The sequence below is a fragment of the Blochmannia endosymbiont of Camponotus sp. C-003 genome, from assembly GCF_023585685.1.
Lineage (GTDB): Bacteria > Pseudomonadota > Gammaproteobacteria > Enterobacterales > Enterobacteriaceae > Blochmanniella.
In genome coordinates, this window is the sequence record NZ_CP097764.1 from 757360 (window position 1) to 783921 (window position 26562).

Consider the following 26562-nt stretch of genomic DNA (forward strand, 5'->3'; position numbering starts at 1 on the left):
GATTTTATTGTATGATGAGCACATTTTCTTTGATCCTAGCAATTATTACAGGAATATCAGGTGTTTTCTGGAGTATAAAAAAACTATATATAATGATGTGTAGTCGTGATCAACATAAAAAAATATTCCTTCAAAAATCAACTAATATGTATCAACAATCAAAAAATACTTATTCGTTAGTAATTTCGTATTGTTCAATAATTTCTGAGTTTATATCTTCAATTTTTCCAATATTGTTATTAGTATTTATAATGCGATCATTTATTTTTGAGCCATTCCGAATACCTTCTGGATCCATGATGCCTACTTTGTTAATAGGAGATTTTATTTTAGTAAAAAAATTTATATATGGTATTAAAAATCCTATTACTCAAACAACGTTAATTAATACTGGACATCCAAAACGCGGAGACATAATAGTGTTTAAGTATCCTAAAAATCCTGCACTAAACTATATTAAACGAGTAATTGGAGAACCCGGGGATAAAGTAATTTACAATATTATTACTAAACAACTAACAATATATTCTAACAGTATTAATGATATTACATGTGCACAACTATTACCAATTGTTTACAGCAATATTATTCCTAGCAATTTTATTCAAATATTTAACAATGACGAAAATGGGAAGGTTAATTCTTCCTTTATCCAGATAAAACCGAATCAGACATATTACCATGGCATTCGGCTAATTCAAACTACAGAATCGTTCAACAATATGGAACATAATATCTTAACCATGATACCACCTGGGAATCAAAACTTAGTAAACACATATGATCAACATATAAAACACCTAACATCCGAATGGTTAGTACCCGAAGGTGAGTATTTTGTAATGGGAGATAACAGAGACAACAGCGCAGACAGTCGTTATTGGGGATTTGTTCCTGAACGCAATATCATAGGAAAAGCCATAATAATTTGGATGAATATAAAAAAACAGCATGAAGGAATATGGCCAATTAGCATTCAACTCCATAGAATTGGCAATATACGATAAGATATTTACACATTTCTCTAATCATAGATTAAAATTATCAATTACACTTTTTGTAATTAATCTAATCCAAACAACTACAAAAAATTCCTCTATCAACATTGTAAGGAATATGTAATACATAAATATTATGTTAGTGAACACACTGCAAAAAAAACTTGGTTACATTTTTACTCGATACGATTTATTATTACAAGCACTGACTCATAGAAGCTCTAGTAACCAACACAATGAAAGACTAGAATTTTTAGGAGACGCTATACTAAATTATGTAATAGCTAATCTGCTATATCATAGATTTCCTCATATTACTGAAGGAGATATGAGTAGAATGCGTTCAAATTTGGTACGCGAAAATACTTTAGCAACACTAGCTCGAGAATTTAATTTAGGAGACTATCTAAAATTAGGACAAGGAGAACTAAAAAGTGGGGGGTATCGACGTGAATCCATTCTAGCTAATACAATAGAAGCATTAATAGGCGGTATATTTTTAGACAGTAATATTCAAACTGTTGAAATATTAATTATTAATTGGTACAATATCCATATAGATCAAATAGATCCTTATTCTTATGATCATCAAAAAGATCCAAAAACTCGACTGCAAGAATATATGCAACATCGGCGTTTACCATTACCTGTATATTGGATCAATCAAACAACTGGAGAAGCACATAATCAAAAATTCACCGTACATTGTCAAGTTAGCGAATTAACACAACCAATTATTGGATGCGGTTCTAGTCGACGTAAAGCTGAACAAAATGCAGCAGAAAAAATTTTATCAGCATTGACAAACATAACTAAAAAATGATTTAATCACGCACATAGCCATTGATTTATCAATGGGTGTAACATATTCGTTTTTTTAAACAGAATAACTTAATGCGCCATTAAGTTTGTGCAATAAACATATATACGATTGTTAAAACCAGTATGTTGACCATTTTAAAAACGACTACAGAAATCTAAATATCAAATTAATTAATTTATTTGATCGACCATATCTCTAAAAAAAATGTGATACCCTATTGAGGGTGATCACAAAAACTATATATACACACAAATATTACCTCCTATCTAAAATGGGTTAGATAGGAGGTAATATTTGTGTGTATTACAACTTCAAGAATGCTATATCATTGCTCCTGAATCAACATCAATGATCCCAAAACTTTCACTATCAATATTTATTGTATTGTATAAAAGTTAAATATAAATTAAATTGATATAAATAAATATCCACGATAATATAGTAACATACTCTTATGTAATGAAATTCATACATCCTAACAAAATCCATTCAACCATCAAAAATCATATTAAAAATTATAATTTTGAGTAAAAACAGGTACTTATCAACAATAAAACATCGTAATAAATCAAAAATACAGCACAATATTAATTTAAACTAAATATACATTAAAAAAAGATACATTAAAAATATAAATATATATATAATATATATTTATATTCAATAACTAACAATACTATATCTACGGTATATATGCGATGCCAAATTTATTACTAGGTGTAAACATTGATCATATTGCAACATTGCGTAACACAAGGAATACCATGTATCCTGATCCTATATACGCCGCATTCGTTGCAGAACAATCAGGAGCAGATAGTATTACTGTACATTTAAGAGAAGACCGGCGTCATATTAAAGAGCAAGATGTCAAAATGCTACGCAAAACTATACAAACATCCATGAACTTAGAAATAGCAGCAACAGATGAAATGATTAATATCGCATGCATACTCAAACCAGATTATTGCTGCTTAGTACCTGAAAGACGTCAAGAACTTACAACTGAAGGTGGTTTAGATATAATTAATAATGCAAATAAATTAAAAAATATGATATTTAAACTTACGGACTCTGGAATTAGAGTATCATTATTTATTGACCCTAATGAACAACAAATTGATGTTGCATATAGTATAGGCGCACCTTACATAGAACTACATACCGGAAAGTATTCTCATGCTATAGATGCGACAACTCAAAATTTAGAATATAAACTCATTAAAAAAAGTATGCAATACGCTATAGATAATGGTTTAAAAGTTAATGCTGGACATGGTCTGAATTATTACAACGTGCAACCTATTGCAATGTTATCAGGAATACAAGAATTAAATATAGGACATGCTATAATTAGCCGATCAATATTTTGTGGATTACCTAAAGCTATTCAAGACATGAAAAAATTAATACAAGACTCAAGAAGAGGTGAATAGTGATTCACGGAATCGGTATAGATATCGTTGATGTTAGGAAAATCAAAAAAATAATAACACGTAGCGGAGACAAGCTAGCTACACGCATACTTAGTGAATCAGAATGGAAAATGTACAAAACTAAAAAGTATCCTGTGCATTTTTTAGCAAAACGTTTCGCTGCAAAAGAAGCGGTAGCTAAAGCGTTTGGTACTGGAATAAGCCAAGGAATAACATTTAATCAAATCGAAATATTTAACGACAAACTAGGAAAACCAATGTTACATTTATTCTCATGTACAGCTCTATTAGCTAATAAATTATCATTAAAAAAAATGCATATTACCTTATCTGATACCAACTCGTATGCATGCGCATTTGTTATATTGGAGCGATAGAATAAATAAGATACAAATATGTAAATTCTATACAATCAAAAAATACACGATGTCTCATTGTAAGACAAATATGACTATATCAGAAATACTTATGGATTGTATGCTTATAATATTTTTATTGGCTCACAAAAAAACACCAAATGTATTATAAAATAGAAAATACAGATATAATATGGATGCGTCATGCTATTGCATTAGCCGCCTATGCTGAAATTATTGGAGAAATGTCAGTAGGAGCTGTTTTAATTCACAATGGTAAACTGATAAGTTATGGTTGGAATTCTTCTATTATATACCATGATCCAAGTGCTCATGCAGAAATTGTAGCATTACGAACAGGAGGGAAAATTTTAGGTAATTATCGATTACTAGGCACTACACTTTATGTTACTTTAGAGCCATGCATGATGTGTATTGGTGCAATAATTCATGCTCGTATTTATCGATTAGTTTGCGGTGCAAAAAACAATAAAACTATACAAAGATCATGGCTAAAAAATACACTTTGCCACCCCATGAATAATCATCACGTATCTTTAACAACTGGGGTCTTAGAAAAAGAATGTACTTATCAATTAAATAATTTTTTTAAACATCGACGTCAACCCTAATATCATTATACAATATATATACTATTAAATAATCTAAACCGACATTATATTTATTTAAATTAAAAATAAAAACTCATGAAAAAATGCCATAACACCAGAGATATAATCATACCTATATACTAGGTAAATGTATTAATTCTATTAAAAATAAACATAAAACAGTCAATTTATATTACAGTACATAACCATCATTAATAAAATTATTCCTGAAAATAATAATTGTTTCATTTCAATCAAAATAGCCTTATGTATTTTCTAACTTATCAAAATAAGAGGTTATATATGTGCATACATTCAAATTATGATACTGAATTATGGGAAATAATAAAACAAGAAACTATTAGACAAGAAGAACATATTGAATTAATAGCATCTGAAAACTATGTTAGCCCTCAAGTGATGAAGGCACAGGGATCTCAACTTACTAATAAATACGCTGAAGGTTATCCGGGTAAACGTTATTATGGTGGATGTCAATACGTTGATATGATTGAACAATTAAGTATTGACCGCGCAAAAAAACTATTTTTTGCGGATTATGCAAATGTACAACCACATTCTGGATCGCAAGCTAATTTTTCTGTTTACAATGCTTTATTACATCCTGGTGATACAATTTTAAGTATGCACCTAAACCATGGAGGACATTTAACGCATGGAGCACAAGTAAACTTTTCAGGAAAATTATATAACGTTGTATTTTATGGGGTTGACGAAACTGGTTGTATTGATTATGAAGAAATACATCATCTAGCTACAAAATATCGACCCAAAATGATTGTAGGGGGATTTTCCGCGTATTCTGGTATTATAAATTGGTCTACAATGCGACACATCGCAGATTCTATTCAAGCATATCTATTTATTGATATGGCTCACATTACAGGATTAGTCGCTGCAGGTATATATCCAAATCCATTACCTCATGCACATGTAGTAACTGCTACTACTCATAAAACATTAGCGGGGCCTAGAGGCGGTTTAATTTTGGCTAGTGGAGGTAATTATACATTATATAGGAAATTAGATGCATCAGTTTTCCCTGGCTCTCAAGGAGGCCCTTTGATGCATGTTATCGCAGCTAAAGCAATTGCTTTGAAAGAAGCAATGGATCCATCTTTTAAAGTATATCAACAAAAAATTGTTCAAAATGCCAAGATAATGGTTAAAGAATTTGTATCACGCGAATTTAAAGTTGTATCTGGAACGACCCACAATCATCTTTTCTTATTAGACTTAAGAAATAAAAACATCACTGGGAAAGATGCCAGCATAGCTTTAGAACAATCTAATATTATTGTTAACAAAAATAGCATACCAAATGATTTTAGAAGTCCTTTTATTACCTCTGGAATACGTATTGGTACGCCAGCCATAACTAGACGTAACTTTAAAGAAAATGATATCAAACAACTATCTCATTGGATTTGCGATATATTAGATCATATTAATAACAATAAAATCATTTCATCTATAAAAACCAAAGTTTTGAATATATGTTCTCAGTATCCCATATATGATAAAAATCATTAGAAATGATATCATCACATATACTCTATATAGAATATATAGATACAAGTTATTCTTTCAAAATAAATAAATTTTACTAATCCCTTGTTAAAATAGTCATTCAAATAATTTGTATAATTGATAAAATGGTCCGGATTATTTTCACATTGCCTGCAATTAAATTTCCAGACAATAAATAATCATCGGTTCCTGAAAAATCTATAATTAACCCTCCCGATTCACGAATTATTAAAAAACCACTAGATAATGTATTGGTATAATTAATATTTTTTAAAAACATAGAAATGCATCCATCTACACGCCCAACCGCAACATAGGCTAAATCTAAAATAATTGATCCGGTACAACGAAAACATACACATTTACTAATAAACTTATTGATCAAATTAATAACCATATCCTTCTGTTCATAAGAACAAGATATAGCAATAATAGCCTTATGTATATAAATTATTAACAGTACCTACACGAATCCGATAATCATTAAGATAAGCTCCCTTTCCACGACAAGCGCTAAATAACTCATTATGTATAGGATCATATATTACTCCTATTTCGATATGTCCCTTAATAAACACGGAAATAGATAAAGCAAAAAAAGGAAATTGCTTAATAAAATTAACATCATTATCTATAGCTACAATTACCCAATAAATATCTTCTTTGTAATTTACATCATTAACATTATGGTTATTCCATGCATTAACAACAGTATGTAACGGATAAAACTTTTGAATAATTGTCGTAATAATATTATATGATTCCTTATTTATTTTATAAATAAGATTATTTATATAATTTAACTGTATACTGTGTTTATCAAACAATTCATATTGTTTAACGACAAAGTTCCCCGCCCTTCTTATAGCTTGAATAGCAATGTTAAGCATCGGATGCATAAACATTCATCCAGTAAATTCTTATTAAATAAAAATAAAACATATCAAAACTCACCATGTATTCTATAAAATTATATTTTTTAAAATAAATGTTATAATTGTATCTTACCACGTAAGATATGTGTTCTTAACCACATATCATTGTATAAAAACCTACAATTTTATTTTTTCATTACAAGTATATGATGAATATATGACCTTATTAACAAACCTACCTAATTCTTTCAACATCAATCAAAATCAAATCTTATGTATCAGAATATTAATACCATATGCGCGCAATATAACAACGTTATTATTCAATATATTCGTTAAAAATAAAAATTTGCATTATTTTCGCTACAAATATTATTTATATAAAAAGTTAATTTTCATTACTACAAATAATACTAATAATTTCAATCATTTGTGTATGATGTAATTTTTGTTATAACATTAGGTACAAAAAATATTGACAACCTAAAATAATACCTATTAATCAGTTAATTTATATTACCCACCAACGTATTGCATACAATGAAATATTCATTAATACATATTTATATAGCCTTAATTAAGTGCTTATAAAAATAAAAATATAAAATATGTTTCAATATTTTTTATAGTAACGAATAATAATATCATATAAAATAAACGTTTTAACTTACAATACAAATTAAACTCAAGAATAAATATGTTGTAGAGTATTCAATGCATATTTTATATAAATAGTACTGATTTCATAATTTTTATATTTTTTATACATAAAAATAAGGTTTTTATTTTTGGAGTACGTTAGATGAAGTTACCAATATATTTTGATTATGCTGCTACTACCCCAGTAGATCCCAGAGTAGTGGAAAAAATGATACAGTATTTTACTTTAGACGGTATATTTGGTAACCCGTCTTCTCGTTCTCATTATTACGGTTGGAAAGCAGAGGAAGCAGTAGATATAGCTCGCAGCCAAATTGCCCAATTAATAGGCGCAGAATCACGTGAAATTGTTTTTACTTCAGGAGCTACTGAATCAGTAAATTTAGCGATTAAAGGGATAGCTCAATCTTATCGAAAAAAAGGAAAACACATTATTACTAGTGTAACGGAACACAAATCAGTTTTAGATGCTTGCCAATATCTTGAAAACGAAGGGTTTGAAATTACCCGTATAACTCCACAGTCTAATGGTTTAATTACTTTTGAACAAATCAGTAATGCACTGCGTGATGATACAATTTTATTATCTATTATGCATGTAAATAATGAAATCGGTATAATTCAAGACATCACAAAATTTGGAAAATTATGTCGTCTACATGACATAATATTTCATGTAGATGCAACTCAAAGCGTTGGTAAATTACATATTGATCTATCTGATTTACCAGTAGATTTAATGTCTTTCAACGGTCATAAACTATATGGACCCAAAGGTATAGGTGGTTTATATATACGTCAACATAGATACCCAAAAATCCATATTACCGCTCAAATTCATGGAGGAGGACATGAAAACGGTATACGTTCCGGTACATTGCCCGTCCATCAAATTGTTGGAATGGCTGAAGCATATCGTTTAGCTAAAGCAACAATGACAACAGAAATGATTTATTTAAAAAAAATGAGAGATCGCTTATGGCAAGGATTACAACAAATAGAAGGAGTATTGATTAATGGTGATTTAGATCATAGTATAGGCACATTGTTAAATATTAGTTTTAGTAATATCGATGGCGAAACATTAATGATAGCATTAAAAGATTTTGCATTATCTTCCGGATCTGCTTGTACCTCTGGTACTTTAAATCCATCACATGTATTACAAGCTTTAGGAAGAAACAATGAATTAGCATATAATTCAATAAGATTTTCTCTAGGACGGTTCACAACTAAAGAAGAAATAGAGTACGCTATCCATGACATACCCGCTACTGTTATGAAATTAAATGCTATGATACATTTGTTATAACTTTTACAGTAAAAATAATTAATTTATTTTTTATATACGATATTTCTGACAATAATCAGTATATCTATACAAATCTAGTAAATTTTATTAATTTCATTCGAAAGATAAATAAAAAATAATTATTAAAGAATATTTTTTGTAAATTAAGTTTTATTCTTTATTTTTTTGATATTTTTTATTGTTGAGTTTTCAAATAATTGATTTCGTTATAATCATATTTATTGTATTTTTAAATATTAAAATTTAAGATACTTCATTGATATTAATTATGAAACGGGGTAGGGTTTTTTATTAATAAATATCTGAATTATATAGTTAAAGATCTATGAAAGTATTTCACATTGTAAAATATACAAATGTAGATATTTCTATTTATTATCTATTGTGTGCTTATTTGTCAATTTAATTCATAGTGCTTTATTAAATAAATAATTTTTAAGAAATTAAATAATATACACAACATTATCTATAATAATTATCATTTTTATAATTATTTCCTATACAATAAATATTAACAAAGATTAAATGGGGAGTTGTTATGTTTGATAAAGAAAATACGCTATCAATCATCAAACCAGATGCCGTTGCTAAAAACATAATCGGATCTATAATTAGTAGATTTGAAGCTGCCGGCTTTATTATTGTGGGAGCTAAAATATTAAAATTAACACATGTACAAGCATCCGAGTTTTATTTTGAACATCAAAAAAAATATTTTTTTGACAGTTTAATAAATTTTATGATTTCTGGACCAATATTTATACAAATATTAGAAGGCAATAATTCGATACAACGCAATAGAGAAATTATGGGAGCCACTAATCCAGAAGATGCGTTAGCAGGCACTATTAGATCTGATTATGGTTACAATTATACTAAAAATGCTATCCATGGATCAGATTCTAAAGAATCCGCTGCACGTGAAATTTCCTATTTCTTTGATACATAAAAATATTCGTAGATACTTTTATATTTTAGCAATAAAAGTAATCATTTTATTTATAAAAAAGTTTCAAAATAATAAATTATTTTTATAAAAAACCACTTAGACACGAAATATAGATAAATTTAAGTTAAAAAAACAACGGTAATTTAATCACAATTTCCATTACGCTAACACTCATAGAATATGAGTATTAATCAACTGACATAAAAAAAATGGATCTTGAGGAATATATTTTATATATGCAAAAAAAAATTAATTTACTTAATATGAACAAAGAAGAATTACTAATTTTTTTTGATAAATTGGGTGAAAAACCTTTCCGTTCTCATCAAGTCATGAGGTGGATATACCATCACTATTGCGACAATTTTAATTACATGACAAATTTAAGTAAATCTCTAAAAATTAAATTAAACCAAATAGCAGAAATCCGTGCACCAATAATTGTAAAAGAACAATTATCTTTAGATGGAACAATTAAATGGGCTATGCAAATTGATAAACAACAAATCGAAACAGTTTATATTCCTGAAAACAAAAGAACCACTTTATGTATTTCATCGCAAATTGGATGCCCTTTAGGATGTAGTTTTTGCGGAACAGCGCAACAAGGATTTAACAGAAATCTGAATGTATCAGAAATAATTGGTCAAGTTTGGAGGGCAGCACAACTGATTAATATCAATAAAAAAATAAACATGATAAATAGATTTCCTATTACCAATATAGTGTTTATGGGTATGGGAGAACCACTATTGAATATTGTTAACGTTGTATCGGCGATTAAAATTATATTAGATGAACTTGGTTTTAAATTATCAAAACGACATGTTACACTTTCAACTTCTGGAATTGTACCAGGTATAGCAAAACTAAAAGATATGATCGATATACCATTAGCTATATCTCTACATGCTCCAAATGATCTGATTAGAAATAAGATTATGCCAATTAACAAAAAATATAATATTAATAGCGTATTAGAAGCAATACGTAAATATTCGACACACTCCAAATCTAATTATGGTAAAATAACGATAGAGTATGTGTTGTTAAAAAACATTAACGACGACGTACTACATGCCCATCAGTTAGCCAAGCAACTTCAAGGTATTCCATGTAAAATTAATTTGATCCCGTGGAATCCTATTCCCAACATACAATACACATGCAGTTCACAAAATCGTATACATGCATTTCTTAAAGTTTTATTAACATATAATATAACCACCATCATACGAAAAATAAGAGGTGCAGATATCAATGCTGCTTGCGGACAATTAACAGGAGAAGTAATGAATCGTATCCAATTACGACATAATTCCTTATAAACACAATATCATTATGTATAATATAATTGAAAAAATAGTAAAAATCATTTTTAAAAATAAAAAACCATAAATCTAATAATCATAATCACATATGTTTACTATACGTCATCAAAAATGTAAAATAACTATCCCTATTTTAAATACCATTAAAACACTTACTCAACATCATCAATAAATTCAAATAAATATAATTATTTTTAATATAAATATATGAAAATATAGGAAATCATATGAATGATATCACGAACATTATTCGTCGCAAATCTACACGTATCTATATTGGCACTGTCCCTATTGGAGATGGTGCGCCTATTGCAGTACAATCCATGGTAAATACTCGTACTACAAATATTTTAGAAACAGTCGCTCAAATTAATTCCTTAAAAAAAGCAGGAGTAGATATTGTTCGAATATCAATACCTACTATGGATGCAGCTGAATCTTTCAAGATAATTAAACGACAAATAATTAATATTCCACTAGTAGCAGATATTCATTTTGATTATCGTATCGCATTGAAAGCAGCTGAGTATGGAGCAGATTGCTTGCGTATCAATCCCGGTAATATCGGCAATAATAAACGTATTCGATCTGTAGTGCATTGTGCTCAGGACAAAAATATACCCATTCGTATTGGTGTAAATTCTGGATCTCTCGAGCGCGATTTACAACAAAAATATGACGAAAATCCAACAGGACATGTCTTATTAGAATCAGCAATGAGACATGTAGATATTTTGGATAAATTAAACTTTCATCAATTTAAAGTTAGCGTTAAATCTTCGGATGTACTGGCAACAATACAAGCCTACCGTGCATTAGCATCAAAGATAGATCAACCATTACATATAGGCCTTACTGAAGCCGGAGCTTTACGTAATGGGACAGTAAAATCTTCAATAGCTCTAGGTTTCTTATTAAGTGAAGGCATCGGGGATACAATACGTATATCATTAGCTACAGATCCTGTAGAAGAAGTTAAAGTAGCATTCGATATTTTAAGAGCTTTGAGAATTCGTGCTCATGGTATCAATTTTATAGCTTGTCCAGGATGTGCGCGACAAGAATTTAATGTAATCAAAGTAGTGAATGCTTTAGAACAAAAAGTAAGTGATATTACAACGCCTATGAATGTATCCATTATTGGATGCGTAGTTAACGGACCAGGAGAAGCACTAAAATCAACAATTGGTGTAGCCGGCGCACGCAATAAAAGCGGTATATATGAAGATGGCATACGACAACGAAAACGCTGCGATAACAAATCACTAATCGAAGAATTAGAACACCGTATCCGATTAAAATCTAAATCATTACATAAAAATCACCAATGACATTACTCTATCACACATAATAAATAATTATTGAAGACTTAATATATAAATGATTAAATATCATAAAAATATCCAATCTGTTCGCGGTATGCATGATTATGTACCAAAAGATACGATTCTATGGCAATACATAGAAAATACCTTGATAACTATATTAAATAGTTATGGATATAATGAGATTAGATTTCCTATTATCGAGGACACAAATCTGTTCAAACGTTCAATCGGAGAAGTGACAGATGTAATAGAAAAAGAAATGTATAGTTTTACCGATCGTAACGGTAAAAATTTAACATTACGCCCAGAAGGAACATCTGGATGCGTTCGAGCAGGAATTAATCATGGGTTATTTTATCACCAAGAACAACGTCTGTGGTATCTTGGTCCCATGTTTCGACATGAACGCCCTCAAAAAGGACGTTACAGACAGTTTCACCAATTTAGTGCTGAAGCTTTTGGTCAAATAGGACCTGATATAGATGCTGAATTAATTTTAATCACTGCTCGTTGTTGGAAAAAATTAGGAATTCATCATCATTTATCATTAGAATTAAATTCAATTGGTTCGTTATCATCGAGAATAAAGTATAGAAAAAAACTAATAACCTTTTTAGAAAAAAATTTAAGCAATTTAGACAACAATGCTCTACGTCGTTTATATTCTAATCCAATGCGCATATTAGATACTAAAAATACTAAAACTAAAGAATTACTACTCAATGCCCCCATATTAAACGATCATTTAGATGATGATTCACATGTTCATTTTTCAGAATTGTGTCAGTTATTAAATCTCTTAGGAATATCATACACAGTTAATCCATACTTAGTGCGCGGTTTAGACTATTACAACAAAACAGTTTTTGAATGGGTTACCGATAGTTTAGGAGTAAAAAAAACTATCTGTGCTGGTGGTCGTTATGATGAATTAGTCCAAGAATTAGGAGGACATTCAGTCCCCGCGATAGGATTTTCCATAGGATTAGAACGTATAATATTATTAATGCAAAAAATTAATAACAATACTTTTTTAAACAACAATATATATATTGATGTATATTTAATTAGTATAGGAAATCATTCTCGAAAATATGCAATGTTACTTGCTGAAAATATTCGTTCAAAATTACCATCTGTGCGATTAATGGTGCATCATGGAGGAGGTAATATAAAAAAACAATTTTATTGTGCTAATAAACATAAACCACGAATCGTACTAATCATGAACGCAAAAAATGTTCTTGAAAACACAATTGTTTTAGAAAATTTACAATCAAAAAATCAAGAAATATTAAAACATGATGCAGTTACCGAAAGATTGAGACATATACTGGATATTAAATAAAAGATTATCAAAAATGATATTAATTTTCTTCTATAGAAGAGAATATCATAAATATTTAATGCATCTTAATAGGTTGTGGTTATAAGAATATAATGTATATATAATTAAAATTATAACAATACAGATTAAAATTATTAAAATATTAAGCTACCTATAAAAATATAAATTTTTACAATCAACAAAAACTATCTCTATTATTTTAAGTGATTATATTATACTTACTTACTGCTAAAATAACGACTCAAAATATCAACAACTTTTATGTATTATATCACACTGTGATACGATTATTTATGGATAATTAAATAATGCTACCTATCATTACACTAATTGGACAAAAAAACGTAGGAAAATCTACTTTATTCAATAAATTAACACATACACACGATGCTTTAATATCTAACTGCCCAGGATTAACACGAGATCGTCAGTACGGATATTTTCAATGCAAACAATTTAAATCTATTCTTATTGACACTGGGGGTATTGATAAATTTTGTAGTAGTACACAAACAGAAAACATTCAAAATTATGTAACCTATCAAACAACTCTCGCAATACAAGAAGCTAATATTCTATTATTTGTTATGGATAGACAATCTGTAGAAACATCTATAAATTACGATATTTTTAATTTTTTAAAAAAAATAAAAAAAAACATACTGATCGTCATTAATAAAATCGACAATATCCCATGTCATATAAACACAATGACATGGGATTATTGGTCTTTTGGTACAACAAATATTATCTTTATTTCCGCTCTTCATGGACATGGAATTGATAATTTATTAGGAAATATATCTTCATTAATTTCAAAAAATATATTGATTTTCAAAAATCACATATCTAAAAATGAGATAAATAACATTTTTTATCCAAACGCCATCACTAATTCGTCATGTGATAAAATAGATCCTGCTATCACAGTAGCTGTAGTAGGACGTCCCAATTCCGGTAAATCTACTTTTGTTAATCATGTTCTAAAAGAAACCCGTATGATTACTTGTAGTACACCAGGAACTACTCGGAATTGCATTCATACCCCTACAATATATAACCAACAAAAATACATATTAATTGATACAGCAGGCGTACAAAAAAATAAAAAAATAGATAATGTAGAAGATCAAATTTCTATTGCAAGAACATTAAAAATCATTAAGACCGCGCATATCTTATTATTTGTAGGCGACGTAAATCTAGGGATATCTGATCAAGATTTATATTTACTACGATTTATCATGCATCACGGTAAAACATTAATAATTGTTATTAACAAATGGGATTTAATATCCCCAGATTTACGTAATACAATCAAAAAAAATTTATACAAAAAAATAAATTTTATTAACTTTACTCAAATACATTTTATTTCGGCATTACACGGACTCGGGATAAAAAAATTGTTTGAAACAATTAACACAACAAATTTGTATTCTCATTATGCAAAAACCATTAACACAGCATGTTTAATGCGAATACTGCACGATGCCATTTCTAAATATCCTCCCCCACTTTTATACGGAAAAAGAATTAAACCTAAATATGTCCATGTCGGAAAACACGAACCATTCACTCTGATCATCCATGGCACTCATGTCAGTAAATTATCTGATGATTATAAACGATATCTAAAAAAGTATTTTTATCGTATGTTAAAGATCACTGGCCTTTTGATACACATTCAATTTAAAGATAATATTAACCCATTTATTAATAAAATAAACAATGTTTAAATAGAACACTCTGGCGCAACGATTAAGATACCAATCTCTACATACAATTAAAACAATCATCAACATGTTGAATCGTAACAACGATCTGTTGTTGCCTCTATATAATTTAATCTCAAAGCATTACAAGTATATTGTCTAATTTTATTTACTAATGTAATATCACCATTTAAACTTTTAGTATACGAAGGAATCATATCTATGAGTTTATGTTTCCACACATCACTATTAATTTCATTATTAAACATTGTATTCAAAAGATTTAATACTATTGAAACTACAGTAGATGCTCCTGGAGAAGCACCAAGCAGCGCCGATAAAGTACCATCGCTAGAATTAACTAGCTCTGTTCCAAATAATAACACACCTCTCTTATTACTATCTCTTTTTATAATTTGAACACGTTGTCCTGCTGTTACTAAATCCCAATCTGACGGATTAACTGTCGGATAAAATTCTCTAAGTTCATCAATACGTTGTATGTTGGACATAACTAACTGACCGATCAAATACTTAATTAAATGAAAATTATCCATCCCAGCTTGAAAAATCGGAATAACATTACTTTTATTCAAAGAACGAAATAAATCTAACCATGAGCCATATTTTAAAAATTTACTGCTGAAAGTTGCAAATGGACCAAATAACAAAATCTTACCACCATTTAATATTCTGGTATCTATATGAGGCACCGACATTGGAGGCACGTTAACGGATGCTCTCCCATACACTTTAGCTAAATGTTGTACAACTATCTTCGGATTTTTTGTGACTAAAAATTGACCTCCTACTGGAAACCCAGCGTATCCACTAACTTCAGGAATCCTAGAAGTTTGTAAGAGACTAAGAGATCTTCCTCCAGCTCCTATAAAAACATAATTCGTACGAATACATTTTTTATGATTGCACCGACGATCAATTACATGTACATCCCAAGTTGCATCATTATTGTTCTGCACAGACTCAACATCATGCTGCAAATACAATTTAAAATTTATATTTTTTTTTAATTCATTCAACAATTGTTGAGTAAGTTCTCCAAAATTAACATCTGTACCCATTTCCATGCGAGTAGCTGCTATTTTCTGAAATACATCACGTCCATTAATAATAAGGGGAGCCCACTGATGAATTTGCTGTAAATCTTCCGAATACACCATACCGCTAAACAACACACTATTTTGTAATGCTTGAAAACGTCTTTTTAAAAAACAAACGTTTTCTTCGCCCCACACAAAACTCATATGCGGTACATTATTAATAAAAGAACTCGGGTGCTTAAGCACTTTTATTTGTACTAAATATGCCCAAAATTGACGCGACATTTCAAATGCTTCATTAATAGCAATAGCTTTTGAAATATCAATAGAACAACGATTTTGATTATTATACTGAGTATAATTAAGCTCACAAAACGCTGCATGTCCTGTTCCAGCATTATTCCACTCATTAGAACTTTCCTGTGCTGGCTGATTAAGACGCTCATACAGACTAATTTTCCAAGTCGGTTCGAGAATCGTTAAGAACATACCAAAAGTTACACTCATAATCCCAGCGCCAACCAGCACAACGTCTACTGAAGACGTAATCTTAATCAAACGATGTTCTTTATTTATAACAGCAACATTACTCATATCATCACTCAATAATACTATACTTAACGTACTTAGTTATCGCAATAAAAACAATAAACTTTTAACAAAAACATAACCCACATCAAATAAAATGTCCTGATAATTAAACCACATTTCAATAAAAAAAGATAAAAAAATAAATTTTCAAAACATAATTTAATAATATTAAGTCATACTTTTAGAGTTTAACATAAATAACATTATCAAAATAACAGTTTTTATATTAATAAAAATTGTTATTAACACTCCATAGAAACAATACACCCGATAAGTAACAGCATATCAACTTATATAACATCAACAAAATTATATAATAACTAAATCCATATAAATCGTACTCTAAACTTGATTAATTACTTAATTCATGATAAAATTAACACCGTTAGGTGTTATAGAGACTACTAACCACACATGTTAACATGTGTGGTTAGTAGTTAAAGAAAGAAATATGTTATTTTTGGTTTGTTGGAATTTTATTGCTGTCTTTCTGAGCATTAGTGGTATGTGATTAGAGACCATGGTGGTTGGTTGCGTTTCGCGAGTTATTAGAGGCATTGCTGACTGAGTGTTTGGTAAGGTGCAATATTATGGCATCAGATCGTTATTGTTGTAGGAATGTTGATATTGTGATCTCGTCCATGTTAAGTGCACATAATGTTGAATTTTATTAGAGAGGCTTTAACTTTTGATGATGTATTGATCGTTCCGTCCCGTTCGAGTATACTGCCTGCAGAGACGAATTTAAAAAGTTTTCTGACTAATTCTATTTCTTTGAATATTCCTGTTGTATCGTCGGCGATGGATACAGTGACTGAATCAAATTTAGCTATTGCTTTAGCTCAGGAAGGTGGTGTGGGCTTTATTCATAAGAATATGTCTTTAGATCAACAAATTAACGAAGTACGTCGGGTAAAACGTTATGAAAGCGGAATAGTAACAAATCCTCAATGTGTTACTCCTGATATGACGCTACTGCAATTGCAAGAGTTGACCTCTCGTAATGGATTTGCTGGCTATCCAGTTGTGGTGGTAGGTACGAATGAGCTAGTTGGAATTGTTACAAGTCGCGATGTTAGGTTTGTTAGTGATTTATCAAATTTTGTTTTTTCTGTCATGACTCCTAAAGAACGTTTGGTTACAGTATTAGAAAAAGAAAACAGGGGGATAGTATTAGACAAAATGCACGATAAAAGAGTAGAAAAAATATTGTTGGTTGACTCTTTATTTCGTCTTAAAGGTATGATCACTGCAAAAGACTTTGAAAAGGCAGAACGTAAACCGTATGCGTGTAAAGATGATTACGGAAGATTATGTGTTGGAGCTGCTATAGGGGTAGGAGAAGATTATAAAGAACGTGTTGAAGGATTGGTTGATGCGGGTTTAGACGTGTTACTCGTTGATTCTTCTCATGGGCATTCGGAAAAAGTTTTAAATTGTATTAAAACGGTTAGAAATATGTACCCTAATTTATCTATTGTAGGGGGCAATGTTGTCACGCAAGAAGGTGCGTTAGAATTGGTCGAATCTGGTGCTAGTGCAGTGAAAGTTGGTGTTGGACCTGGCTCTATTTGTACAACTCGTATTGTTACTGGTGTAGGCATTCCTCAAATCACAGCTATTTCTGATGTAGCGGAAGCATTAAAAAATACAAATATTCCAATTATTGCAGATGGTGGTATTCGTTTTTCTGGAGATATCGCTAAAGCAATAGCGGCTGGAGCGCATTGTGTAATGATTGGTTCGTTACTAGCAGGTACAGAGGACTCTCCAGGAGATATAGAATTTTATCAAGGTAGATCTTTTAAGACTTACAGAGGTATGGGTTCTTTAGGGGCTATGTCTCAAGGTTCTTCTGATCGATATTTTCAACAACAGGATTCTGTTGCTACTCATAAATTGGTTCCAGAAGGTATAGAAGGACGTGTTCCTTATAGAGGGAAGTTAGAGACGATTATACATCAATTGATGGGTGGTTTGCGTTCTTGTATGGGCTTGACAGGCTGTGTAACTATTAATGATTTGAGGATGCAAGCTAGGTTTGTTCGTGTTAGCTATTCGGGTATTCAGGAAAGTCATGTGCACGATGTGATGATAACAAAGGAATCGCCGAATTATCGCTTGCGATAATTGGTAATTAATTAAATTTATGTGTGAATAAGTGTTGTTGTTATGCTACTATTTTGTTTTCTTGTGCGTTTAGTGTGGTAAATATTATTGGTTGTTAATACTTAACGTGCGACTGATTGATGAAATAATTAATGTACATAATAGAATAAACTATAATGTGAAATATAACAAACATCGTATTTTAGTAATAGATTTTGGATCTCAATACACTCAGTTGTTGTTGAGAAGAATTCGTGAATTGGGAGTATATTCTGAATTTTGCTCTTGGAATATTAGTAAATCTCGAATATGTTCATTTAATCCTAGTGGTATTGTTCTGTCTGGAGGTCCTCACAGTGTTATCGATAACTATCCTCCGCATATTCCTGAATTTGTGTTTCAGTTAGGTATACCTATATTTGGAATTTGTTATGGTATGCAAATTGTGTCGTTTCAATTAGGCGGGCAAGTACAACGTGTCATTGCACAGCGTGAATTTGGTTGTACTCAAATAACAATTCTTTCTAAAAGCGTTATAATAAATGATATTTATGACTATGTTGATGATGTTACGGGACGTTTAGCGCTTGATGTGTGGATGAGTCACGGGGATGTTGTTACTACTGTTCCTAAGGATTTTACAATTATTGGTGTTAATAAGTATCGACAAGTTGCAATTATGGCTAATGAAGCCCGTCATTTTTATGGTGTTCAATTTCATCCGGAAGTTACTCATACTAGAAAAGGAAAAAGTATTTTAGAACGTTTTATTATGTGTATTTGTCGCTGTCAACCTTCTTGGAAGGTACCTAACATTATTGATGATATTGTTATGAATACTCGTGCAAAAGTAGGTAATGATAGAGTAGTTCTTGGATTTTCAGGTGGAATCGATTCTCTTGTTACAGCGTTATTGTTACAACGTGCAATTGGGCATCAATGTATCTGCATCTTTATTGATAATGGTTTATTGTTAAATTATGAATTTGATCGAGTGAAGAATTTTTGTAATGAAAATTGCAATTTAAATATTATTTATCTGTCGAAAGAACAGCAATTTTTCAATGCTTTAATTGGAGTTAGTGATCCAGAGAAAAAAAGAAAAATAATTGGTAAAGTTTTTACAGAAGTTTTTGAAGAACAAATTCGTAATTTAGTAGCTATAAAATGGTTAGCTCAAGGTACTATATATTCAGATGTTATTGAATCTGGTGTATCCCTATCTTCTTTTAAAAATGTAATTAAATCGCATCACAATGTGGGTGGTTTTTATGAAATTAAGAATGTTCAACTACTAGAGCCTATAAGAAATTTATTTAAAGATGAAGTTCGTAGTATTGGATTAGATTTAGGGATACCTGTGGATTTAGTTTATCGTTACCCGTTTCCAGGGCCTGGATTAGCTATTAGGATATTGGGTGAAGTAAAAAAAGAATATTGTGATATTTTACGTAAAGTAGATATCATTTTTGTTGAAGAACTGAAGCATGAAAATTTATATCCTAAAATTAGTCAGGCCTTTGCGGTGTTTTTACCGACACATTCAGTAGGAATACAGGGTGATCAACGTAAGTATAAATGGGTAATTGCTCTTCGTGCTGTGGAAACTGTAGATTTTATGACAGCACGTTGGGTTTGTTTACCTTATGATTTTTTAAATAAGGTATCTAATCGTATCGTCAATGAAGTTGAGGAAGTGTCTCGTGTAGTATATGATATTTCGTCTAAACCTCCGGCTACTATTGAATGGGAATAACTGAATAGGTTACACATTTTGTTAATTTTGTTGTTTTGTGTAGTATGTCATTTAAAATATGTTAAGAGCATTATAAAATTGATCCATCGCACATGTGTCGCCAGTACAAAAATTGTATATAATAAAGGAAGGTCTGCTCAAACTCAATGCGTTTTATTTTAAGGACTTTTTTTATGCGAATCATATGTACAGTATATGAATATGCGATAATCATTTCTCAGTATTTAATAACAGTTGATGTAATCATTGTTCTTTAAAAGTGTTTGTATTAGATTGATTGTTTTAATTTTGAAAAATATTTCATTTTTATTTAAATGAGTGACAAATTATATCAAAAATTGATTGATGGTTGGTTAGGAGAATTAAGATTAAATTTTGCTTTACGGGACGGACGTAGTGTGCTGACTAAATGTAAGCATGTTGGTCCATTTTATGTAAAAAGAAGTTTTTATTCGAAAAATGATAATACTCCGCATGTGTATTTGCTACATCCTCCTGGTGGCTTAGTTGGAGGAGACAAGTTGATACTAGATGTTAAGTTAGAATCAGATAGTAGAGCATTATTAACGACGCCTGGTGCTACTAAATTTTATCGTAGTAATAGTGTGTATGTGACACAGAAATATACATTTAGATTAGAGCGTAATACTGCTTTGGAGTGGATTCCTCAAGGCAGTATTTTTTTTCCTCAATCTAAAGCAAAAATAGATACTACTTTTATTTTAGAACAAGGATCTAGAATTATATCATTTGACATGCTATGCTTTGGAAATGTATCATTAGGCACTGCTAATTTTCCAGAAGACGTAGATGTTTGTTTAAATATTTTTTTATCTGATTCTATTGGATTACGAGAACGTTTGAGGATTAATAAATTAAATTGTGTTATGAAGTTAGGGGGGTTCCGAATCAGTGCTTTACTTTTCGCCATCCCATCGGATGAAAAAATATTAAACGAGGTACGTAATTTAATAACATCAGATAACCATCACCAAGTTGGAGGAGCCACGTTATTAGATGATATTCTTGTAGTGCGACTATTAAGTAATGATAACCAGTGTTTAAAACAAACGCTATGTCGTATTTGGTGTGTTATACGTCCTTTTATAATGGGTCAAAAAGCTGTACTCCCTCGTATTTGGTTTACATAATTCAGGAAAAACTATGAAGTTATTACCTCGTGAAAAAGATAAATTATTGTTGTTTACAGCAGCATTGTTAGCAGAAAGACGTCGAAATCGAGGGTTAAAATTAAACTATCCAGAGTCAATAGCATTAATTAGTGCTGTAATTTTGGAGGGTGCTCGTGATGGGAAAAATGTTGCTGAATTGATGGATATAGGTAAAAACGTATTAACTAGAAATGATGTTATGATAGGAGTACCTGAAATGATTAGCAATGTACAAGTAGAAGCTACTTTTACTGATGGCACTAAATTAGTAACAATACATGACCCAATAATTTAATAATAGATGGGATACCAACAATATTATGATCCCGGGTGAATTCTATATTTTACACGGAAATATAGAATTGAATGTTGGCAGACAAAAAGTGTTAGTAACTGTTATAAATAATGGAGATAGGCCTATACAGATTGGTTCTCATTTTCATTTTTATGAGGTAAATGCTGCCTTAAATTTTAATCGGGTTGTCGCTCGTGGATTTCGTTTAAATATTCCATCAGGAACAGCGGTACGTTTTGAACCAGGTCAATCTAGAACTGTAGAACTTGTAAAATATGCAGGTGCGTGCAAAATTTATGGATTTCGTAAAGCTATTATGGGAAAGTTAGATTAATTATGCTAGTATCTAGATACGATTATGCCTCTCTATTTGGACCAACTGTCGGTGATTCTATACGATTAGCAGATACTGAATTGTGGATACGAATAGAAAAAGATTTTACTGTATACGGGGAAGAAGTGAAGTTTGGAGGAGGAAAAGTTATACGAGATGGTATGGGTCAAGGACAGATGAGTAGTAAGGATTGTGTTGATTTAGTATTAACCAATGCAGTAATTGTTGATTATTGGGGAATAATAAAAGCAGATATTGGTATTAATAATGGACGTATATCAGGTATTGGAAAATCAGGGAATCCGGATATACAGCCAGGTGTTACGATATTTATTGGACCTGGAACGGAGGTAATATCAGCGGAAGGAAAGATTGTTACAGCTGGAGGAATTGATGCTCATATTCATTTTATTTGTCCTCAACAAGTAGAAGAAGCGCTATGTTCTGGAATTACTACATTTATTGGAGGTGGAACTGGACCATCAACAGGAAGTAATGCGACTACTTGTACTCCAGGTCCTTGGTTTATATCTCATATGTTACGAATGGCTGATACCTTACCTATTAATATTGGGTTTACCGGTAAAGGTAGCGCTTCTTTACCTGACGCTTTAGAAGAACAAATAACTGCAGGGGCGATTGGTTTAAAGGTGCATGAAGATTGGGGTGCAACTCCTGCTGCTATCGATTGTTGTTTAGGTGTGGCTGATCGTTTCGATATCCAGGTATCTATTCATACTGATACTTTAAATGAATCAGGATTTGTTGAAGATACCTTGTCTGCAATCAAGGGTAGGACTGTACATGCTTATCACACTGAGGGAGCAGGTGGCGGACATTCTCCGGATATTATACGTATGTGTGGATTTGATAATGTGTTACCATCATCTACCAATCCTACTATGCCTTATACTGTTAACACAATAGATGAGCATTTAGATATGATGATGGTTTGTCACAATCTTAACCCTAATCTTCCTGAAGATATGGCATTTTCAGAGTCTAGAATTCGAAGGGAGACAATTGCAGCTGAAGATATATTGCATGATCTTGGAGCTTTGTCTATGATTTCTTCTGATTCTCAAGCTATGGGGCGAGTCGGAGAAGTTATTTTACGTACTTGGCAGACAGCGCATAAGATGAAGCTGCAGAGAGGTTCATTACTAGGTGATGCTACTAAATATGATGATAACATTCGCATAAAACGGTATATTGCTAAATATACAATTAACCCAGCAATTACTCATGGAATTTCTCATGAAGTTGGTTCGATTGAAATAGGAAAGTTAGCAGATTTAGTACTATGGTCTCCTGTTTTTTTTGGAGTTAAACCAGATTTGATAATTAAAGGTGGTATGATTGTTTATTCTGCTATGGGAGATCCTAATGCTTCTATACCTATTTCTCAGCCAGTACATTATCGATTAATGTTTGGAGCACGTGGTAAATCAAAACAAGCTACACGGATGACTTTTGTATCTCAAATTGCTTATACTTCAAAATTAGCAGATTATTTAGGGTTGGTTAGTTTGATTGGAGAAGCTCGTAATTGTAGAGATATTCAAAAAAAACATATGATTAATAATTCTTGGCAACCAGTTATTGAAGTAGATTCTCAGACTTATCAAGTGCATGCTAATGGAGAGTTATTAACTTGTGAACCTGCATCTGTATTACCAATGTCACAACGTTATTTTTTGTTTTAATATTATGGAATAATAGCGTATATGTGATCTATATAATAATACAGATTTTGTCTGGCAATGAGATGTTTGACGATTATATTTGGTTGGAGCGGAGCTAGTAACAAAATTATTAGGTTTGTTTTTTTGTAATATTTGATGATCATGTAAATTGTATGCATGGGTTATGATGCGTGGTAATTTAACTATATTATGTAGCGTCGTTAGGAAATAGCTATAGATCCCCACGAATGGATGTTGTTGAAGTGACGTTATAGGGGAGGCAGGAGAAAGAAAAATCATATTTATGGATGCATCAGATTATTAATAAGATGTATTATACAGCATATTACTGATGTATAATCCGTCAAGAAATATAGTAACCAAATTTATTATATATAACGAAATAAATATTGTTGAATTATTATACATGTCTTCTGGTCATGATATTAATCCATTATTGTCTTTGATGCAATTGGTTAGTTCTAATTTTCCTCTAGGAGGATTTTCTTATTCACGAGGGTTAGAATGGGCGGTAGAATGTAATTGGGTTAATTCAGTAGAAACTTTTTTTGATTGGCAAGAACAATGGGTTGTTGGGCCATTAATCTATTTAGAATGGCCTATGCTTAAACGTTGTTATTATTATACCCAAATTAAAGATGGAATGAGTTTTTTTCAATGTTCATTAAAAATATTATCATTTCGAGATACTCATGAGCTTAGATTAGAAGAACAACAACGCGGCAAAGCACTTTCAAAATTAATATTGCAATGGTATCCACTTACTGATAATAAGGTTTGGTTATCAGCTTTAGAACATAGTGGTTTAGCATCCATTGCATGGTTAGGGTGTACGTGGGGTATTCCTTTAGAAAATCTAGCATTAGGGTATGCTTATAATGTACTGGAATCTTCTACAATGACAGGACTAAAATTAGTGCCTTTTGGGCAAACAACTGCTCAGAGATTATTAAGATCTTTGATAGAGCGTCTTCCGAATGCCTGGAAGAAAGCTAATAATATAAGAGATCATGAATTAGGCGATAGCTTCCCGCTGCAATCTATAGCATCCTCTTGTCATGAGACACAATACTCACGATTATTTCGTTCCTAAAATGTTTTGATTTTAACAAAATATATGTGTTTATAAATAAATAATATTATGCAATAATCAATTTAAAATTGAGGAGAGTATATTTTGTTATTAAATCAATATAAGAAGCAACCATTGCGTATAGGTGTAGGTGGTCCAGTAGGATCAGGAAAAACTGCGTTACTTGAAGTGTTATGTAAAAGAATGAAAGATAGTTATCAATTAGGGGTGGTGACCAACGATATTTACACTAAAGAAGATCAGCGTATTTTGATAGATGCAAATGCTTTGCCTTCTGATCGTATTGTTGGAGTAGAAACTGGAGGGTGCCCACATACTGCTATTCGTGAAGACGCTTCTATGAATTTATTAGCTATAGAAAAATTGATATTGAAATTTGATAATTTAGATATTATCTTTATTGAAAGTGGTGGAGATAATCTAAGTGCTACTTTTAGTCCAGAATTGTCAGATTTAAATTTATATGTTATTGATGTAGCTGCAGGTGATAAAATACCCCGAAAAGGAGGGCCAGGTATTACACGTTCTGATTTTTTAATAATTAATAAAATTGATTTAGCTGAATATGTGGGAGCATCGTTGGAAATCATGAATCGTGATACAAATCTTATGCGTAAAGGTTTACCGTGGTCTTTTACTAATTTAAAAACAGGTCATGGTGTACAATCTGTTATTGATTTTATTTTAACACAACGCTTATCTTTACAATAGACGATATAGTTTATTGAAATTTTCATAATCATATTCTTATTACACATAATAAGAATATGAATTTAAAAAAAATTATATGAATATATAAAAATACGTTTTTGATGTTTATGTTTCGCATCATATTTCGTATATTTTATGTTTGTCTATTTAACGTTGTGTGCAGCTGATAGGAAAGTGTTTAATCATGTAATAATTAAATAAAATTAATTTATGAGCGGTGGGCTTCGTATATACGAAATTATTGTAAATACTATGCAGTACTACGTATAATTATTATGTGTTTATTAAAATATATAATAGTTAGTAGAGGTAGGAGTGACGGTATCTTTATTACAGCAGTCTTTGTGGTAATGCCATGCGTTTATAGAGGCGTAGATTAATCTAGCGAATAATATCGTAAAACTGATTAATAATATCCATTTGGCAATGCGTATTTTTTTC

General features: G+C 30.8%; 23 protein-coding genes. 20 read left to right on the forward strand and 3 right to left on the reverse strand.

All coding sequences use genetic code 11. From position 1 onward, the window contains the following. Positions 1 to 11: 11 nt before the first annotated feature. The 6 genes from lepB to glyA all read left to right on the forward strand — a co-directional run bounded on the left by lepB (position 12) and on the right by glyA (position 5778). Positions 12 to 1007: a signal peptidase I gene (gene lepB, locus M9397_RS03175; protein WP_250259707.1), complete on the forward strand. Its 996-nt coding sequence runs from the start codon at positions 12 to 14 to the stop codon at positions 1005 to 1007. A gap of 127 nt (positions 1008 to 1134) precedes the next feature. After that, on the forward strand, positions 1135 to 1821 hold the full coding sequence (rnc, locus tag M9397_RS03180) for a ribonuclease III (protein WP_420022201.1): 687 nt from the start codon (positions 1135 to 1137) through the stop codon (positions 1819 to 1821). A gap of 698 nt (positions 1822 to 2519) precedes the next feature. Further along, positions 2520 to 3257 carry a pyridoxine 5'-phosphate synthase gene (gene pdxJ, locus M9397_RS03185; RefSeq protein WP_250259709.1) on the forward strand — a complete coding sequence of 246 codons (738 nt, stop codon included), beginning with the start codon at positions 2520 to 2522 and terminating at the stop codon, positions 3255 to 3257. Further along, positions 3254 to 3634, forward strand: coding sequence for a holo-ACP synthase (gene acpS / locus M9397_RS03190; protein ID WP_250227215.1), 381 nt, complete (start codon positions 3254 to 3256; stop codon positions 3632 to 3634). The genes pdxJ and acpS overlap by 4 nt, the downstream gene beginning before the upstream one ends. 140 nt (positions 3635 to 3774) lie before the next feature. Further along, on the forward strand, positions 3775 to 4245 hold the full coding sequence (tadA, locus tag M9397_RS03195) for a tRNA adenosine(34) deaminase TadA (protein ID WP_250226927.1): 471 nt from the start codon (positions 3775 to 3777) through the stop codon (positions 4243 to 4245). 282 nt (positions 4246 to 4527) lie between these two features. Beyond that, entirely contained in the window at positions 4528 to 5778 is a 1251-nt protein-coding gene (glyA, locus tag M9397_RS03200; RefSeq protein ID WP_250259711.1) for a serine hydroxymethyltransferase, read from the forward strand. A 97-nt stretch (positions 5779 to 5875) separates the two neighbouring features. Here the strand turns inward: glyA and M9397_RS03305 are convergent, their stop codons facing one another. Beyond that, on the reverse strand, positions 5876 to 6172 hold the full coding sequence (locus M9397_RS03305) for an FIG domain-containing protein (protein WP_284150754.1): 297 nt from the start codon (positions 6170 to 6172) through the stop codon (positions 5876 to 5878). A gap of 40 nt (positions 6173 to 6212) precedes the next feature. Further along, the gene (locus M9397_RS03310; protein ID WP_284150755.1) at positions 6213 to 6674 is read right to left on the reverse strand and encodes an inositol monophosphatase family protein; all 462 of its coding nucleotides are present in this window, start codon (positions 6672 to 6674) and stop codon (positions 6213 to 6215) included. A gap of 778 nt (positions 6675 to 7452) precedes the next feature. On the opposite strand from M9397_RS03310, the gene M9397_RS03210 reads away from it, so the two are divergent. From M9397_RS03210 to der, 6 genes are all read left to right on the forward strand, one after another. Beyond that, positions 7453 to 8622, forward strand: coding sequence for an IscS subfamily cysteine desulfurase (locus M9397_RS03210; protein ID WP_250259713.1), 1170 nt, complete (start codon positions 7453 to 7455; stop codon positions 8620 to 8622). A gap of 538 nt (positions 8623 to 9160) precedes the next feature. Continuing rightward, positions 9161 to 9571, forward strand: a complete 411-nt coding sequence (gene ndk / locus M9397_RS03215) for a nucleoside-diphosphate kinase (RefSeq protein ID WP_250226931.1) — start codon at positions 9161 to 9163, stop codon at positions 9569 to 9571. Between the two features lie 209 nt (positions 9572 to 9780). Continuing rightward, a complete protein-coding gene (rlmN, locus tag M9397_RS03220; RefSeq protein ID WP_250259715.1) occupies positions 9781 to 10899 on the forward strand; it encodes a dual-specificity RNA methyltransferase RlmN in 1119 nt (372 codons plus the stop codon). 230 nt (positions 10900 to 11129) lie between these two features. Next, the gene (gene ispG, locus M9397_RS03225; RefSeq protein WP_250226933.1) at positions 11130 to 12233 is read left to right on the forward strand and encodes a flavodoxin-dependent (E)-4-hydroxy-3-methylbut-2-enyl-diphosphate synthase; all 1104 of its coding nucleotides are present in this window, start codon (positions 11130 to 11132) and stop codon (positions 12231 to 12233) included. A 49-nt stretch (positions 12234 to 12282) separates the two neighbouring features. Next, complete coding sequence (gene hisS / locus M9397_RS03230; protein ID WP_250226934.1) at positions 12283 to 13578, forward strand: histidine--tRNA ligase; 1296 nt, start codon at positions 12283 to 12285, stop codon at positions 13576 to 13578. 308 nt (positions 13579 to 13886) lie between these two features. Further along, complete coding sequence (der, locus tag M9397_RS03235; protein ID WP_250226935.1) at positions 13887 to 15317, forward strand: ribosome biogenesis GTPase Der; 1431 nt, start codon at positions 13887 to 13889, stop codon at positions 15315 to 15317. Between the two features lie 59 nt (positions 15318 to 15376). Here the strand turns inward: der and mqo are convergent, their stop codons facing one another. Further along, positions 15377 to 16948 carry a malate dehydrogenase (quinone) gene (mqo, locus tag M9397_RS03240; RefSeq protein WP_250259717.1) on the reverse strand — a complete coding sequence of 524 codons (1572 nt, stop codon included), beginning with the start codon at positions 16946 to 16948 and terminating at the stop codon, positions 15377 to 15379. 654 nt (positions 16949 to 17602) lie between these two features. On the opposite strand from mqo, the gene guaB reads away from it, so the two are divergent. The 8 genes from guaB (at position 17603) to ureG (ending at position 26121) form a co-directional block, all read left to right on the forward strand. Further along, positions 17603 to 19075 (forward strand): IMP dehydrogenase, encoded by a 1473-nt coding sequence (guaB, locus tag M9397_RS03245; protein ID WP_250259719.1) that lies wholly within the window; start codon positions 17603 to 17605, stop codon positions 19073 to 19075. A gap of 157 nt (positions 19076 to 19232) precedes the next feature. Next, the gene (gene guaA / locus M9397_RS03250; protein WP_250259721.1) at positions 19233 to 20810 is read left to right on the forward strand and encodes a glutamine-hydrolyzing GMP synthase; all 1578 of its coding nucleotides are present in this window, start codon (positions 19233 to 19235) and stop codon (positions 20808 to 20810) included. Positions 20811 to 21124: 314 nt separating this feature from the next. Beyond that, entirely contained in the window at positions 21125 to 21961 is an 837-nt protein-coding gene (locus tag M9397_RS03255) for an urease accessory protein UreD (RefSeq protein ID WP_250259723.1), read from the forward strand. A 13-nt stretch (positions 21962 to 21974) separates the two neighbouring features. Beyond that, positions 21975 to 22277: an urease subunit gamma gene (locus tag M9397_RS03260; RefSeq protein WP_250226940.1), complete on the forward strand. Its 303-nt coding sequence runs from the start codon at positions 21975 to 21977 to the stop codon at positions 22275 to 22277. A 25-nt stretch (positions 22278 to 22302) separates the two neighbouring features. After that, positions 22303 to 22611 carry an urease subunit beta gene (locus M9397_RS03265; protein ID WP_250226941.1) on the forward strand — a complete coding sequence of 103 codons (309 nt, stop codon included), beginning with the start codon at positions 22303 to 22305 and terminating at the stop codon, positions 22609 to 22611. Between the two features lie 2 nt (positions 22612 to 22613). Further along, positions 22614 to 24317 (forward strand): urease subunit alpha, encoded by a 1704-nt coding sequence (ureC, locus tag M9397_RS03270; protein WP_420022202.1) that lies wholly within the window; start codon positions 22614 to 22616, stop codon positions 24315 to 24317. 331 nt (positions 24318 to 24648) lie between these two features. Next, positions 24649 to 25410, forward strand: a complete 762-nt coding sequence (locus tag M9397_RS03275) for an urease accessory protein UreF (protein ID WP_250226942.1) — start codon at positions 24649 to 24651, stop codon at positions 25408 to 25410. Positions 25411 to 25494: 84 nt separating this feature from the next. Then, complete coding sequence (gene ureG, locus M9397_RS03280; RefSeq protein ID WP_250259725.1) at positions 25495 to 26121, forward strand: urease accessory protein UreG; 627 nt, start codon at positions 25495 to 25497, stop codon at positions 26119 to 26121. The last annotated feature ends 441 nt before the right edge of the window (positions 26122 to 26562 follow it).

Excerpts from the sequence above, each read along its gene's own strand:
- rlmN (WP_250259715.1), top strand. The coding sequence starts at position 9,781 with ATGGATCTTGAGGAATATATTTTATATATGCAAAAAAAAATTAATTTA.
- ispG (WP_250226933.1), top strand. The coding sequence starts at position 11,130 with ATGAATGATATCACGAACATTATTCGTCGCAAATCTACACGTATCTAT.
- der (WP_250226935.1), top strand. The coding sequence starts at position 13,887 with ATGCTACCTATCATTACACTAATTGGACAAAAAAACGTAGGAAAATCT.
- ndk (WP_250226931.1), top strand. The coding sequence starts at position 9,161 with ATGTTTGATAAAGAAAATACGCTATCAATCATCAAACCAGATGCCGTT.
- pdxJ (WP_250259709.1), top strand. The coding sequence starts at position 2,520 with ATGCCAAATTTATTACTAGGTGTAAACATTGATCATATTGCAACATTG.
- lepB (WP_250259707.1), top strand. The coding sequence starts at position 12 with ATGATGAGCACATTTTCTTTGATCCTAGCAATTATTACAGGAATATCA.
- M9397_RS03310 (WP_284150755.1), bottom strand. The coding sequence starts at position 6,674 with ATGCATCCGATGCTTAACATTGCTATTCAAGCTATAAGAAGGGCGGGG.
- ureC (WP_420022202.1), top strand. The coding sequence starts at position 22,614 with ATGCTAGTATCTAGATACGATTATGCCTCTCTATTTGGACCAACTGTC.
- M9397_RS03255 (WP_250259723.1), top strand. The coding sequence starts at position 21,125 with ATGAGTGACAAATTATATCAAAAATTGATTGATGGTTGGTTAGGAGAA.
- M9397_RS03210 (WP_250259713.1), top strand. The coding sequence starts at position 7,453 with ATGAAGTTACCAATATATTTTGATTATGCTGCTACTACCCCAGTAGAT.
- M9397_RS03260 (WP_250226940.1), top strand. The coding sequence starts at position 21,975 with ATGAAGTTATTACCTCGTGAAAAAGATAAATTATTGTTGTTTACAGCA.
- guaB (WP_250259719.1), top strand. The coding sequence starts at position 17,603 with ATGTTGAATTTTATTAGAGAGGCTTTAACTTTTGATGATGTATTGATC.
- M9397_RS03265 (WP_250226941.1), top strand. The coding sequence starts at position 22,303 with ATGATCCCGGGTGAATTCTATATTTTACACGGAAATATAGAATTGAAT.
- rnc (WP_420022201.1), top strand. The coding sequence starts at position 1,135 with ATGTTAGTGAACACACTGCAAAAAAAACTTGGTTACATTTTTACTCGA.
- hisS (WP_250226934.1), top strand. The coding sequence starts at position 12,283 with ATGATTAAATATCATAAAAATATCCAATCTGTTCGCGGTATGCATGAT.
- tadA (WP_250226927.1), top strand. The coding sequence starts at position 3,775 with ATGTATTATAAAATAGAAAATACAGATATAATATGGATGCGTCATGCT.
- M9397_RS03305 (WP_284150754.1), bottom strand. The coding sequence starts at position 6,172 with ATGGTTATTAATTTGATCAATAAGTTTATTAGTAAATGTGTATGTTTT.
- M9397_RS03275 (WP_250226942.1), top strand. The coding sequence starts at position 24,649 with ATGTATAATCCGTCAAGAAATATAGTAACCAAATTTATTATATATAAC.
- glyA (WP_250259711.1), top strand. The coding sequence starts at position 4,528 with ATGTGCATACATTCAAATTATGATACTGAATTATGGGAAATAATAAAA.
- mqo (WP_250259717.1), bottom strand. The coding sequence starts at position 16,948 with ATGAGTAATGTTGCTGTTATAAATAAAGAACATCGTTTGATTAAGATT.